Origin of the sequence: Shewanella sp. FJAT-52076 (assembly GCF_019457455.1) — a bacterium.
Classification (GTDB): Bacteria; Pseudomonadota; Gammaproteobacteria; order Enterobacterales; family Shewanellaceae; genus Shewanella; species Shewanella zhangzhouensis.
In genome coordinates, this window is record NZ_CP080415.1 from 3,769,290 (window position 1) to 3,783,354 (window position 14,065).

Sequence of the window (14,065 nt, forward strand, 5' to 3'; positions counted from 1 at the left end):
GGTAAACTTTCATTCCACTCTCAGCCATGATTGGATAGCCCCATAATGCGCGGCCAAGGTGCTGCCCCCTTCGCTTGTGAGGAAACATGATGCACAATAACGTCAAAGCTTTATTGGCCACCACAGCCCTGTTTTTTACTGCGCCACTGCTGGCGGACTCAGGTTGTGGTTTTGAGAACAAGTCAGGTGGCGTATTTGCCACCTGTAGCGAGGAGAAGCAGGAAGTGCTCCTGACCGGCATCGTTGAGGCACAGCGCCTCGTGACTGAATTACCCGAGTTTACTGAAGGTTATAAAACCTACGAGGTGGATACCACCGCCCTTGACCCCATCAAAGCAGAAACCGAAGCCACCGAAATCGTGGTGATCATCGGCACCTGGTGCCCCGATTGCCACCGTGAAACGCCGCGCTTTATCCGCATTATGGAAGAAGTGAACAACCCCAATATCAAGGTCACCTACATTGGCGTTGACCGCGCCAAGGCCGACCCTGAGGGCCTGGCCACCAGGTATGATTTCAAGCGCATCCCCACCTTTATCGTGCTGCAAAAAGGAGAGGAAATCGGCCGCATCGTCGAGCGCCCCACCGAATCGCTGGAAAAAGACCTGGCGAACATTCTGAAGTAAGCCTCAAACACAAAAAGGCCGGCAATTGCCGGCCTTTTTCATGTCCAGGGTTCCAAAGCCTTGAAGGGCTATCAGAACTCGTAACGGGCAATCAGCGACATGTAGCGCGCTTCCTGACGACCGGTCACCATGCCATAGTCCGGATTCAGCTCCAGACCCGAGGCGGTATCGGCGTAGCGGGTCCGCTCTTCCCACACCGAGGTGGCGCTGTCGGCATTGAGCAGGTTGTACACTGTGCCCTTAAGCATCAGGTCACCGCCAAACAGCTCTGTGTTGTAGGTCAGCGACAGATCCACATTGGTCACCCAGGGCAGATTACCGGCGCTGCCGCGGGGTGATGGATTACCGTTTTCATCGTAGTGCGACACATGGTCGTAGTAACGGCTGATACAGTCTTCCCATGGGCTGCCAGCGGCGCAGCTGTCTACGCCCTCTGGATGCTGGGAGAAGTAGCTCTGCGGCCGGCCCGAGGTGGTGCGCGCCACCAGACCCAGCACCAGATTATCGGTAATGTTGTAGGCACCACTTACCTTAAACGCATGACGGTGATCGTTTGGCAGATTGCCATAACCATGGTCCATCAGATCGGCATAGTCGTAGGAGGTGGTCCAACCCGGATCGGCCTGATCGTTGTCGGTCTTCACCAGGCCTTCGGTATTGCCATAGCTGTGTGACCAGGTGTATGAGCTGTTGATGGTCAGGTCGTCATTCACGCGGCCATCCAAGGTCAGCTCCACCGCCAGATAGCGGCGCTTGGCCTCGGGCAGTTGCAGCTCATCCTTGGTGAGAGTGACATTGTCCACCTGTCCATCGCCATCGAAGTCGTAGGACATGGTGATGTCTTCACCGGGGTTATTGAGCACGTAGTAAGAGCCCTGGCCCACGTTGTCGGCAATGCCGAGCTCGGCCAGCTTCTTCGCCAGCACTGGGCCCACGTCTGTGTCTTCCACGCTGCGGCCAAGGTCGCGGTAGATAAAGCGCACGCCGCCGCTCATGGTATCGAACAGCTCCTGCTGATAGCCGAGGGTAAACTCATCGCTGTACATCGGCTTTAAGCTGCTTGAGGCAATCAGGCCGGGCTCTGTGATACCGCGCTGACGCCAGTAGCGGTCACGCAGCATATCGCCACGGCTTGGCGAGCCGTCAGGCAAGAGCACAGGGGCGCCGCTGCCATCCACCTGATCCAGGGCGAAGTACTCAAACCACTCGATGGAGGACGAGCCCTGGGTAATGTTCATATTGGCCGATACCGGCTGGAAGTAACGACCATAGGTGGCGTACACCTTGGCGCTGCCGTCACCGTGCAGGTCGTAAATGGCCTGAAGACGCGGCGCAATCTGGTTGTCGATGGACACGTAGGCACGGCCATCGGATACCGTGTTTTCAAAGCCGCTGTAACGCAGACCGAGGTTCAGCACCAGCTGGTCAGTCACCTGCCAGGAGTCATTGGCATAAAACGCCAGAGAGGTGATTTCAGAGTCTGTGTAACGGGTACGGACACGACGCTCGATATAGTCTTCCCCCGGCGCGGCGCCGGATACACTGTTGTTACCGGCAGTCTTCACACCCCACCAGCCCTGGGCATCATCAATACCATTCTGGGCCGAGGTGTAGTCCACCAGCACCCGGGTATAATCCACGCCAAACTGCAGAGAGTGATTGTCCAGATCCCAGTTAAAGTCCACCCGCGCCTGATCGCGGATAAACTCCTGCTCAGACACCGATGAGTTGGTGTGCTGGCTGAGGGTAGTGCTGGTGCGATAGTCGTATACCGACGGGTTGGTTGAGGCCACCACGTTGTCGATATTCTCAGAGGTACGGCCCACCACGGCCGACACCGAGAAGCTGTCGGTGAAGTAACCGTTATAGTTCAGGCTGTATACCTTGCCGCCATCACGGCCGGGCGCGGTTTCACCAATCTGTTCGCCCACCTCGTTGGTGTGCCAGTCGTAGGCAAAGGTGCCGGTATCCCAGGTGCGCTCGTTGCTCATGGCCGACAGGCCAATGGAGTGGTCTTCTGAGATATACCAGTCAAGTTTGGCAAACCAGCGGTCTTCTTCACGCTCCATGTGGCCTGCCGTTGTCTGCCCTGCCCAGTCGCTGTCATCACGGCGGGGATTGAACAAACCGTAGTAGAACAGCTTGTCCTGCACGATGGCGCCGCTCGCCCACAGTTGCAGCTCGCGGAAGTCGTAGCTGTTTTGCATGGTGTTGGAGGAGATATTACCGGCGCTGTCGAAAATCGGGTCGTGATTGGCGCGCAGGCTGTCGGGCTCCCAACGTACCTGGGTACCGAACTTGAATTCGTTGTCGCCGGACTTGGACACGGCGTTGACAATACCGCCCATGGCGCCGCCAAACTCGGGGCTGACACCACCTGTCATTACCTGGGTCTGACTGATGGCTTCCCAGGGCAGATTGATGGAACCCAAGCCGGTGCGGATGCTGGTAACATTCATCCCATTGAAGTAGTAGCCATTTTCCGCAGATGAAGCACCGCCGAAGCTTGAAGCACCACGGAACGACGAGCCACCTGGCGCCGCTGTACCCGGTGCCAACAGGGCAATGCTCTCAAAGCCCGAGTTCACCGGCATCTGGTTCAAGTCTTCTTGGGTGAAGGTGACACCCGAGGTGGAAGACGCCATATCCACCCGGCGGATCATACTGCCGGTGACTGCCAGACGCTCCATGGAAGAGTCGCCTGCGCCATACAGCTGACCGTCGAGGATCAGCGCCTGACCCACTTCCACCCGTACGCCGGATTCTTTGGAGTCGCTGTAGCCGTCTTTGTGGATTGCGATGTCGTACTCGCCCACCGGCACGTTACGCAGCAGGTACTCGCCCTTTTCGTTGGTCGATACTGTGTATACCAGCCCTTTGGTTTTGTGTCTTAAGGTGATGGTCGCGCCGCCAAGGCCAGCCCCTTCGGCGCTGACGACCTGGCCCTTAACGATACTGGAGCCATCCACCGCCATGGCAGGTGCTGACAGCATCAAGGCCGCGCCTACTGCTGCGGCGGCCAGGGTCTTACGGGCAGAAAAGGCCCCCTTGAGGGCCAGGTTATGTGTTTGATTCATGGTTAAGATTTCCTTCTTCCCTTGCCTGAAAAAGCTTTCGGCCCCACTCCTTCTTACGGGCATTTTCTGACCGAAAACGGGAAAAACCTTAACACCATTTACATAATGTATACAATCTATTTTATTCTATACTAATAATCAAAAACGATACCTATCGACAAATTGGCATGTGGAATCAGCAGGAGCAGAAAGAAAAAACGCCGCAAAGCGGCGTTTTAATCGAGGAGTTTTTGTGAGAGTTCCAATAGCACACCCTCTCGCAGGGCGCCGCCGGACAAGGCCAGGTTTTCGAGCCCCAGCAATCGGAACAAGGCCAGCAAGATGGCAATTCCTGCGGCAAAGGTTGGGGCTCTCTCAGGGCAGAGACCATGGATGTCCCTGAGACTGGCATCTTCATGGAGCAGTATTTCCCGCTTGAGCCCTTCCAGCACGGCCAGGGTAATGAGCTGCGACTCGCCCCTGTGCCCCAGTAACTCAATCACTGACTGCACAGTGCCGGAGGCACCTACTACTGTGTGCCAGCCAAGGCGTTTAAGCTCGGCTTCGGCGGGGCCCAGAATGCGGTGCACCTCGGCCTCGGCGTCGTCAAAGTCACGTTCCTGCAGCGGTAAATCAGTGAAAAACTGCTTTTTAAAGGTCACACAGCCCATGGGCAGACTGGTCTTGAACAAGAGCTTATCGCCGTCGCCCACGATAAACTCGGTACTGGCACCGCCGATGTCGATAACCAGACGGCGGCCATCGCCCACTGTGGTGGCGACCATGCCGCGATAGATAAGCTCGGCCTCTCGCATACCGCAGATAACTTCAATGGGTACACCCAAAATGGGCAGAGCGCGGGACTTGAACTCGTCGGCGTTGGTAATGGCACGCAGGGTGGCGGTTGCCACCACGGACACCTGCTCGGCGGGAATACGGTGTTTGGCCAGCATCTCAGCAAACATGGCAAGACAATCCAGACCCCGCTGCATCACGCTCTCACTGAGCATGCCATCACAGCCGATCCCTTCGGCAAGACGCACCTTGCGTTTGTATTTGGCTTCAACCCTGGGCTTTCCGGCCACTGTGGTGGCCACCAACATATTAAAACTGTTGGAACCCAGGGTGATTGCGGCGTATGCGGCTGTCTGCATCTACGACTGTCTTATGAGTGTCTGCGGGTCCTGTCATGGCGGGGAGGACGACCACTGCCGCTGCGATGGGAGCCAGACGGACGTGGCGAGCCATTGCGATCGCGCAGGTTACGGCCACCGGCATGGGGCTTGCGATGGATTTTCACCGGAGGGGGAATATCAATCAGGGCATCGCGATCATAAGAAGTCACAGGGATGCTGTGCTTGATATAGTCTTCGATGGCAGGCAGGTTGAGGGCATATTCCTCACAGGCAAAGCTCACCGATACCCCTTTCTGACCGGCACGACCGGTACGACCGATACGGTGTACATAGTCTTCGCAGTCATCGGGCAGGTCGTAGTTGTACACGTGGGACACATCAGAAATGTGCAGACCACGGGCCGCAACGTCGGTGGCCACCAGAATATCCAGCTCACTCTGGGTGAACTGCTCGAGGATTTTCAGGCGCTTCTTCTGCGGCACATCACCGGTCAGCAGGCCCACACGGTGGCCATCGGCCTCCAGGCTCGCCCACAGGTTTTCACACTGATACTTGGTGTTGGCAAACACAATGGCTTTTTCGGGCCAGTCTTCTTCAATCAGTGAGTGCAGCAGTTTGAGTTTGTCTTCCATGGAAGGGTAGAAGATTTCTTCTTTGATATTGCGGGAAGTCTTTTCTTCCGGGGCAATTTCTACCTTCACGGGGTCGTTCATATGATCGTACGCCAGCTCCTGCACCTTCATGGACAGAGTGGCAGAGAACAGCATGTTCAAACGCTCTTTGGCGCCTGGCATACGGTTGAAAAGAAAACGGATGTCTTTGATAAAACCGAGGTCGAACATGCGATCGGCTTCATCCAATACCACGGCCTGGATAGCACCCAGGTTAATCACGCCCTGACGCACATAGTCGATGATGCGACCCGTGGTGCCAATGAGAACATCCACGCCCTTGTCCAGCACCTTGCGCTGAGCTTCATAGCCTTCGCCGCCGTAGACGATACCCACCTTGAGGCCGCTGTGCTTGGACAGCAGAGTGGCGTCTTTGGCAATCTGAATCGCCAGTTCGCGGGTTGGCGCCATCACAATGGCACGGGGCTGATTCAGTTGGCGATGTTCGGGGACCGGAGTGGTCAGCAGGTGGTTAAAGGTGGCAACCAAAAAGGCGAGTGTCTTGCCGGTGCCCGTTTGGGCCTGGCCTGCGATGTCTTTTTTCTCAAGCAATACCGGGAGGGAAAGCGCCTGGATGGGCGTGCAATGCTCGAAGCCGTTTTCGTTAAGTGCCTGTTTGACCTCGTCACACAAGGGCAGGTCGGCAAATTTTTGTTGGGTTAAGTGTGTTTCGCTCATAGCGGCAGCATACCAGTTAGGGTTGCAATAAGATACTCGATCGTTTGAAATAGCGACAACAAGTAGGTGGGCACTTGAATTCCTGTAAATCCGCCTCAATATACATGCTAAGCCATTCACAGACCAGCGATGGCATCATTTGGAGAACATCATGAGCGACAAAATTGTAACCCTGAGCGACGACAGCTTTGAAAACGACGTACTGAAGTCTGAACTGCCAGTTCTGGTAGACTTCTGGGCAGAATGGTGCGGCCCTTGCAAAATGATCGCCCCAATTCTGGACGACGTAGCTGCCGAATACGAAGGTAAGGTTACAGTTGCCAAGCTGAACGTTGACCACAACAACGCCTCTCCCGCCAAGTACGGCGTGCGTGGTATCCCAACGCTGCTGATGTTCAAAGGCGGCGAACTGGTTGCTACCAAGGTTGGCGCCCTGTCCAAGACTCAATTGAAAGAGTTTATCGACGCTCAGCTCTAATCTTCGCCTGTTGGCGTGACGCCCGGCACAGCTTTTGGGCTAAAATGTGCCGGGCTGCCCTAAAAATCTGGACGCCTCCCAGCTTAGGTGCTACTTTAATAGCCAGATTCTTATCGATTAACCCACTTCTTCGCAGTTCAATCTTTTCAATACCCTCGTAAGCATTGCAGATTGAATGCGACAAACTTTTCTCGCGTACAAAAAGACCCATCAACATGAACCTAAATGAACTGAAAAACATGTCCATCGCCGACCTGGTGGCCTTGGCGGAGAGCATGAATCTCGAAAATATGGCCCGTGCCCGCAAGCAGGACATCATTTTCTCCATCCTCAAAGCCCATGCCAAAAGCGGTGAAGACATCTTCGGTGGCGGCGTACTCGAAATTCTCCAGGACGGCTTTGGCTTCCTGCGCAGCGCCGATGGGTCTTACCTTGCAGGTCCGGACGACATCTATGTGTCTCCCAGCCAGGTCAGACGCTTTAACCTGCGAACGGGTGATACCATTGCCGGTAAAATCCGTCCTCCCAAAGAAGGTGAGCGCTACTTCGCCCTGCTGAAAGTCAACGAAGTTAACTTCGATAAGCCAGAAATCTCCCGCAACAAGATCCTGTTTGAAAACTTAACGCCCCTGCACGCCGAAGAGCGTCTGCGCATGGAGCGTGGTAACGGTTCTACCGAAGACATTACCGCCCGTATCCTGGATCTGTGCTCCCCTATCGGTAAAGGTCAGCGTGGTCTGATTGTGGCCCCGCCAAAAGCCGGTAAAACCATGCTGCTGCAAAACATTGCCCAGTCCATCAGCTACAACAACCCCGAAGTGGTGTTGATGGTACTGCTGATTGACGAGCGTCCTGAAGAAGTGACCGAGATGCAGCGTCTGGTTCACGGCGAAGTGATCGCCTCTACCTTCGACGAGCCAGCCAGCCGCCACGTACAGGTTGCTGAAATGGTTATCGAAAAGGCCAAGCGCCTGGTTGAACACAAGAAAGACGTGGTGATTCTGCTCGACTCCATCACCCGTCTGGCCCGCGCCTACAACACAGTGGTACCTTCTTCAGGCAAGGTACTTACCGGTGGTGTGGACGCCAACGCCCTGCACCGTCCAAAGCGTTTCTTCGGTGCTGCCCGTAACATCGAAAACGGCGGCTCGCTGACCATCATCGCCACTGCCCTTATCGACACCGGCTCCAAGATGGACGAAGTGATTTACGAAGAGTTCAAGGGCACGGGTAACCAGGAGCTGCACCTGTCTCGCAAGGCCGCCGAGAAGCGCGTGTTCCCTGCGATTGACTTCAACCGCTCAGGTACCCGTCGCGAAGAAAAACTCACCACCAGCGATGAGCTGCAGAAGATGTGGATCCTGCGCAAGATTTTGAACCCAATGGACGAAGTGGCCGCCATGGAGTTCCTCATCGACAAGCTGGCGATGACCAAGACCAACGACGAGTTCTTTACCGCCATGAAGCGCGCCAAGTAAGCGCCCGCCAGGCATTCAGGTAAAGCAACCCGTAAAAAAGCCGCTCATTGAGCGGCTTTTTTATTCTCGTTAATCTTTAAAATCCGGCTGCCTGGCTCTAACTGAAAACCAGGCTCTGACTGAAAGCCAAACTCTGACTGAAAGCGAGGCTCTGACTAAAAACCTGGGACTCAGCCCCATCCCTCGTCAGAAGCTGCACTGCCCGCCAGGGCGTTACCTGTCATCGCTTTATGCAGCGTGGTTTTATCGAGCATGGCTTTATCCAGCATCGCCAGGCGTTCGGCCACCCTGGTCCTTAACATATCCCGCAACGCCAACACCGCCGGTGTCACCTGCGCCCTTCCGGGGCACAGTAAATACAGCTCCAGCGGCTCGGTACCATATTCCGGCAGCAAGGGCACCAGGCGGCCATCAAGCAGGTCGGCGGCCAAATCCAACCGCGACTTATACACCAGCCCCTGCCCCGCCACGGCCCAGCGCCGGGCAATTTCGGCATCGTTGCAGCTGCGTCTGCCGCTGACTCGTACCTTGTGTTCTTCATTCTCGCTGAAAAAGTGCCACAGATCGTGGGTCTTATCGGCGCGTTTGTACAACAGACATTGGTGGGTGGCCAATTCGGCCGGTGTGGTGGGCGTCCCCTCACGGGCCAGATACAAGGGTGAGGCCGCAAGCTGACGCGACAAGTGCCCAAGGGAGAAAGCCACCGCCTCCGAGTCCTGGGGCATGCCGTAGCGCAGTGCCACGTCGATATTGCTGCGAAACAGGCTGCTGACCTTGTCCCCCAGTTCCAGCTGCACCTCAAGCCCTGGGTGCTGCTCCATCAGCTCATCGAGCCATGGCAAAAAAATATTGCGGCCAAAATCCGACGACACCGAAATCCTCAGGGTGCCTTCCACAGTGCCCCGTTCGCTGGACAGCGCCATGCGGCCCAGTTCGAGGGCGCTGAGTGCCTCGTGGCAATGGCCCAGATAACGTTCTCCGGCCTGTGACAGCCTGAGGCTGCGGGTGGTGCGGATAAACAGCGCCGAGCCCAGTTGTTTTTCCAGCCGCTTGATGGCGGCGCTGGCCGATGCCGGCGTCATATCCAGTTCGGCGGCGGCCGCACTGATACTGCCTGCCTCTGCCACCCGAACAAACAGCGCTAAATCTGTGGTCAGCAATTGCAATCCTCGCCTGATATTTACCGGCTAACACTACCCCCAATTGGCCCTTAAAACAAAGCCCGCGCGGAATTTCCGGCGCGGGCTTTGTGGGTCAGCCACAGATTACAGCAGGGTCGAGGCCATCTTGCGGCGCAGGTAGGCGATTTGCTGCATATGGGGCAGGTCTTTGGGGCAATTGTCCTGGCAGCCCAGCAGTGTCATACAGCCAAACACCCCATCCTGATTACCAATCACATGGTAAAAGTCATCGGCGCTGCGGCCATCACGGCTGTCGAGCTCAAAGCGAGCAATCTTCATCATGCCCACGGCGCCCACAAAGGTGTCGCGCATCTGCTTGGTGGCACAGGCCGATACACACACACCACATTCCACGCAGCGCTCCAGCTCATACAGCCTGGCGGCCTCCTCCGGATCCATGGGGTCTTCCAGACGGTGGATATTCAGATCGTCTCCCTTAGGGTGCAGCCACAGCTTCAAGCGCTCGGCCAGCTCCCGCATAAACTTGCCGGTGTTCACTGACAGGTCGCCAATCAGCTCAAAGCCCGGCAGCGGCATCAGGGTGATCTCACCCTTGGGATATTTTGCCGTGAGAGTGCGGCACGCCAGTGTGGGGAAACCATTGATCACCATGGCGCAGCTGCCACAAATACCGGCACGGCATACAAAGTCGAACTGCAGCGACGGGTCCTGCTCCTGACGGAGCTTATTAAGGGCAATAAACACCGTCATGCCACTGGTTTCTTCCAGCTGGTACTTGACCATTTTGGGCTTGTCAGCGGCGTCCTGTGGGTCGTAGCGGAAAATATTGAATGTCAGAATGCGGCCGCTCATGAATTATCGTCTCCGGCAATGTTGGGCGTGGATGGGCTGCCTGTGGTGTCAGTATTCACCAGCCCATTGAGGCGGTCGGCCAGACGTTCGTTGGCCGGTCTCAGTGATTCGGGTAGCTCAAAGGGCATCAGGGCCTGCTGGATAGCTTCACGGCTGGCATTGGGGCCAAGGGCAGCAAGCAGCTCAGCAATTTCAGCCTCGCGTTTGGCGGTGTCCGGATGGGCGATGGCATTGTCGGCGCCATAACCACGATAACCCGGTGGCAGCTCCATTTGCATCACGTCCAGAGGCTCGTAGCTCAGTGTGGGCTCCAGGACGTTGGCATCTGGCCAGCTTGCCAGGGTGCGGCACAGCCAGTCTTTGTCGTTACGCTGGGGGAAGTCTTCCCGGGCGTGGGCACCACGGCTCTCGGTGCGGGCCGCAGCGCCGCAGGCCACGGTAAGTGCCACTTTCAGCATGCGCCGTACCCGCAGCGCTTCCACCAGCTCAGGGTTGGCATGGCGTTTCTTGCAGCTCACACCCAGATGGAGCGAGCGCGCCAGCAGCGCCTTAAGCTGCTTAACCGCTTCGTCGAGTTCGGGGCCATTACGGAAAATACCCACATAGTCCATCATCACCCGCTGCATGGCAGACTTAAGCTCCCAGGGGTTTTCTGTGCCTGTGCCTTCAATCAGGCCATCGATTTCGGTACGTACCTTGTCCACATAACGTTTGGCCAGGCCGGTATCCAGCACCAGATCGTTATCGTCACAAAAGTCCGCCACATATTTGCCGATGATCATGCCACCCACCACGGTTTCGGCCAGTGAGTTACCACCGAGGCGGTTAAAGCCGTGCATGTCCCAGCAGGCAGCCTCGCCCACAGCAAACAGGCCCTTGAGCTGCGGGCTCTCGCCGGTGGGTGTAGTGCGGATACCGCCCATGGAATAGTGCTGGGTCGGCCGCACCGGGATCCAATCCTTCGCCGGGTCTATACCGAGGAAGTTTTCGCAAATCTCTTTCACTTCCCGCAGGTTGGTCTCAATGTGCTTGCGACCAAGCAGGGTGATATCCAGCCACAGGTGCGGACCGTATGGGCTATCGACGCCCTTGCCCTTGCGCATATGCTCGGTCATGCGCCGCGACACCACGTCGCGGGAGGCGAGCTCTTTTTTCTCCGGCTCATAGTCCGGCATAAAGCGGTAGCCGTCTTTGTCTCTCAGCAAACCACCGTCACCGCGACAGCCTTCGGTGGTGAGAATCCCCACGGGCACAATGGCAGTGGGGTGAAACTGCACCGCTTCCATGTTGCCCAGGGTGGCAACGCCGGTCTCCAGCGCCAGTGCCTGACCAATTCCCTCACAGATAATGGCGTTGGTGGACACCTCATAAATACGGCCATAACCACCGGTGGCGATAGTGGTGGACTTGCCGATATAGGCGCGCAACTCGCCGGTGATAAGGCAGCGGGCCACCACACCGTGGCAGCGCTCACCATCGTGAATAATCGACAGGGCCTCTACCCGCTCATGGACTGGAATGCCGAGGGAAATGGCTTTGTTGTCCACCGCATACAAGAGTGAGTGGCCGGTGCCGTCCGCCGTATAGCAGGTGCGCCATTTTTTGGTGCCACCAAAGTCGCGGGCGTTAATCAGGCCATGGGCGGCTTCGGCTTCTTCGATGGTAATGCGCTCGGCATTGACCACCACTTCACGGGGCCCCTTGGTCACCCGGGTCCAGGGCACGCCCCAGTTGGCCAGCTCCCGCACCGCCTTGGGGGCACAGTGGGCAAACATGCGCGCCACGGTTTGGTCGCAGCCCCAGTCAGAGCCCTTTACCGTGTCCTGAAAGTGCACATCTTCGTTATCGCCAAGGCCCTTGACCGTATTCCCCAGGCTCGCCTGCATACCACCCTGCGCCGCCGCGGAGTGGCTGCGTTTGGCCGGGATGAGGGATAACACCAAGGTATCGTGGCCCCTTTCTTTGGCGGCGATGGCAACCCTGAGACCCGCGAGGCCCGCGCCCACCACAAGACAGTCTGTATAAATGAGTTTCACGTTTACTCCTTGGCACACTTTTGCAAAGTACAGCGTAAGCAGCGGTTGTTATCCGCCTTATTTTTAACAGTATTAATGAATTACACGGGAGTATGGGGAATAAAGGCCAGCAACGCCGCCAGTCCTATACCCACAAACAGCACACTGAGCACCGTCTTGATGGTTCTTAATCTTGCCCGGGTATTGAGGTCCCGCGCCGCACCCCATTTCAGCGCCACCCGGTAAAGACCGATGGCGGCGTGCAGCTCTACGGTGAGCAGCAGCGGCAGGTAAATCAAATACCCATACTCGCCCCAAATCCGCTGGGCGCTGCCCACAGGGCCTATGGTCTCGGGCGCGCTGCCCACCAGCCACAGGTGCACTGGCAGCAGCATTAAAATCACAATGCCGGTACCGGCCTGCCAACTCCACAGGCGGGTATCGCTGTGATTGATGACCTGCATCTGGCTTTTCAGCGCTTTTTGCTGACGCAGGGTCAGGGGTAACTTATGAATGGCCACCAGCACATGGAAGGCCGCGAGGGCTGCCACACCTATGGCTATCAGGCTCACCACCCAGGGATAACCATGGCCATCGTCAGACAAAAAGGCCAGCTCCATATTGCGGGCCACCCAGGTCATGGCCTCGGGGCCAAGCAAAATGGATGACACCAACAACAGGTGGGTCCACAGAAAGAGTGCCAGCACCACGCCGCTGACGCTCTGCCCCAAATCCAGCACGCCGCTCCAGCGTCTTATATCCAGTTTGCCTGCCATGCTCATCCCTCATTGCCTGTTATTCTTGTGTCGGTTATGAGTGCCAATGTCGCTCACAAAACCAAGCTAAACCCTGACGCAAATCAACACAATGCTCGTTAATTCATCGGTTACTGAATCAGGATCTGCATCACTCTTTAAGGCAGAGGTCGTGCCAGTTCAACTTAACCCGCCGGCGAGAACGGCGTTACCGGCAATGTCAGGCTGCTGCCGATAAACATGTAAGCCACCAGGCTCGATGTGCCCAAGCACAAAAGATAGACGATAAGCAGTTTAACCACCTTACGAAGCGGCTTGCGACGCACCACCCAGCCCCACTTCACCGACACCCGGTACAGTCCAATCATGGCGTGCACCACCACCGCAGGCAGCAACAGGGCATAAAGCACCCAGGCATTGTCATGAAATACCCGCTCGGCCGACAGATGCGGACCAATTTCGGGGTTCAGGATCATGGTAAATAAGTGAACCGGCACCAGGAAAAACAGCACAAAACCTGTGATGAGCTGCCAAAACCAGGCGTGGGTATCCTTGTGGGCGATGGAGCCCAGATGGGAGCGCAGCAGGCGCCACTGGCCAAGCTGGGTCGGGAAACGGCGCAGCGCCAATGCCGCGTGCAAACACACCACAACCAATACCAGCACAGAGAATGCCTTGGTCACCCAGGGGAAGCCGTGGCCGGTGCTGGAGAACATGCCTCCTTCCAGCAGCTGTACTACCTGATAAAACACCTCTTTGCCCAGCAGGATGCTCGACTCAAAGTGCATATGCAGCAGCAAAAAGCCCCCCAGCATGAGTCCCGTGAAGCTCTGCAACCTGTCGGCACGCGCCGACCAGGGATGCCCTGCCGTGCGTGGATTTAATGTGTGTTCTGTCAGTGTGCGTGCGCTGTTCATGCTTGCCTCTCCCCCTGTGCCGCGCCCGGGCGACATTACCGAGGAGAACACAATATCAGTTGTAAAAACTGTGGCGAGACGGGCAGAAGCAAAGCGTGAGGCATCTCACCGCCACAGTGGTCATTATTGGAAGCGGATCACAAACAAAGGGGGAGCAACAAACAGAGGTCATACCATTTAACCGCATTAAATCATGATGTTAAATGATTTTTAAAACAAAAAAATATAAGCAGGAGCGTAAGGCACACCCCTAAAGGGGTA

The 14,065-nt window shown here is 56.6% G+C and carries 11 protein-coding genes; 3 read left to right on the top strand and 8 right to left on the bottom strand.

Going from position 1 to position 14,065, the window contains the following annotated elements; genetic code table 11:
• The first annotated feature begins 89 nt into the window (after positions 1 to 89).
• Positions 90 to 626 (top strand): thioredoxin family protein, encoded by a 537-nt coding sequence (locus K0H79_RS16710; protein ID WP_220076556.1) that lies wholly within the window; start codon positions 90 to 92, stop codon positions 624 to 626.
• 71 nt (positions 627 to 697) lie between these two features.
• On the opposite strand, the gene K0H79_RS16715 is transcribed toward K0H79_RS16710, so the two are convergent.
• The 3 genes from K0H79_RS16715 to rhlB form a co-directional block, all read right to left on the bottom strand.
• Entirely contained in the window at positions 698 to 3,703 is a 3,006-nt protein-coding gene (locus tag K0H79_RS16715) for a TonB-dependent receptor (RefSeq protein ID WP_220076557.1), read from the bottom strand.
• A gap of 215 nt (positions 3,704 to 3,918) precedes the next feature.
• Positions 3,919 to 4,836, bottom strand: a complete 918-nt coding sequence (locus K0H79_RS16720) for an exopolyphosphatase (protein WP_220076558.1) — start codon at positions 4,834 to 4,836, stop codon at positions 3,919 to 3,921.
• 11 nt (positions 4,837 to 4,847) lie between these two features.
• On the bottom strand, positions 4,848 to 6,167 hold the full coding sequence (gene rhlB / locus K0H79_RS16725; protein WP_011761322.1) for an ATP-dependent RNA helicase RhlB: 1,320 nt from the start codon (positions 6,165 to 6,167) through the stop codon (positions 4,848 to 4,850).
• Positions 6,168 to 6,318: 151 nt separating this feature from the next.
• On the opposite strand from rhlB, the gene trxA reads away from it, so the two are divergent.
• On the top strand, positions 6,319 to 6,645 hold the full coding sequence (gene trxA / locus K0H79_RS16730; protein ID WP_011761323.1) for a thioredoxin TrxA: 327 nt from the start codon (positions 6,319 to 6,321) through the stop codon (positions 6,643 to 6,645).
• 215 nt (positions 6,646 to 6,860) lie between these two features.
• Positions 6,861 to 8,123 carry a transcription termination factor Rho gene (rho, locus tag K0H79_RS16735; RefSeq protein WP_011761324.1) on the top strand — a complete coding sequence of 421 codons (1,263 nt, stop codon included), beginning with the start codon at positions 6,861 to 6,863 and terminating at the stop codon, positions 8,121 to 8,123.
• A gap of 170 nt (positions 8,124 to 8,293) precedes the next feature.
• Here the strand turns inward: rho and K0H79_RS16740 are convergent, their stop codons facing one another.
• The 5 genes from K0H79_RS16740 to K0H79_RS16760 all read right to left on the bottom strand — a co-directional run bounded on the left by K0H79_RS16740 (position 8,294) and on the right by K0H79_RS16760 (position 13,804).
• Entirely contained in the window at positions 8,294 to 9,283 is a 990-nt protein-coding gene (locus K0H79_RS16740; protein WP_258405422.1) for a LysR family transcriptional regulator, read from the bottom strand.
• A 105-nt stretch (positions 9,284 to 9,388) separates the two neighbouring features.
• The gene (locus K0H79_RS16745) at positions 9,389 to 10,117 is read right to left on the bottom strand and encodes a fumarate reductase iron-sulfur subunit (RefSeq protein ID WP_220076559.1); all 729 of its coding nucleotides are present in this window, start codon (positions 10,115 to 10,117) and stop codon (positions 9,389 to 9,391) included.
• Positions 10,114 to 12,153, bottom strand: coding sequence for a fumarate reductase flavoprotein subunit (locus K0H79_RS16750; protein WP_220076560.1), 2,040 nt, complete (start codon positions 12,151 to 12,153; stop codon positions 10,114 to 10,116). Before K0H79_RS16750 ends, K0H79_RS16745 begins: the two co-directional genes overlap by 4 nt.
• A gap of 80 nt (positions 12,154 to 12,233) precedes the next feature.
• Positions 12,234 to 12,908 (bottom strand): fumarate reductase cytochrome b subunit, encoded by a 675-nt coding sequence (locus K0H79_RS16755; RefSeq protein ID WP_220065795.1) that lies wholly within the window; start codon positions 12,906 to 12,908, stop codon positions 12,234 to 12,236.
• A gap of 164 nt (positions 12,909 to 13,072) precedes the next feature.
• Positions 13,073 to 13,804 (bottom strand): fumarate reductase cytochrome b subunit, encoded by a 732-nt coding sequence (locus K0H79_RS16760; RefSeq protein ID WP_220076561.1) that lies wholly within the window; start codon positions 13,802 to 13,804, stop codon positions 13,073 to 13,075.
• Between the last annotated feature and the right edge of the window lie 261 nt (positions 13,805 to 14,065).

Bases quoted from the DNA above. Each gene is read 5' to 3' on its own strand.
- K0H79_RS16745 (WP_220076559.1), bottom strand. From the start codon at position 10,117: ATGAGCGGCCGCATTCTGACATTCAATATTTTCCGCTACGACCCACAG.
- trxA (WP_011761323.1), top strand. From the start codon at position 6,319: ATGAGCGACAAAATTGTAACCCTGAGCGACGACAGCTTTGAAAACGAC.
- K0H79_RS16720 (WP_220076558.1), bottom strand. From the start codon at position 4,836: ATGCAGACAGCCGCATACGCCGCAATCACCCTGGGTTCCAACAGTTTT.
- K0H79_RS16710 (WP_220076556.1), top strand. From the start codon at position 90: ATGCACAATAACGTCAAAGCTTTATTGGCCACCACAGCCCTGTTTTTT.
- K0H79_RS16715 (WP_220076557.1), bottom strand. From the start codon at position 3,703: ATGAATCAAACACATAACCTGGCCCTCAAGGGGGCCTTTTCTGCCCGT.
- K0H79_RS16760 (WP_220076561.1), bottom strand. From the start codon at position 13,804: ATGAACAGCGCACGCACACTGACAGAACACACATTAAATCCACGCACG.
- rho (WP_011761324.1), top strand. From the start codon at position 6,861: ATGAACCTAAATGAACTGAAAAACATGTCCATCGCCGACCTGGTGGCC.
- K0H79_RS16755 (WP_220065795.1), bottom strand. From the start codon at position 12,908: ATGGCAGGCAAACTGGATATAAGACGCTGGAGCGGCGTGCTGGATTTG.
- rhlB (WP_011761322.1), bottom strand. From the start codon at position 6,167: ATGAGCGAAACACACTTAACCCAACAAAAATTTGCCGACCTGCCCTTG.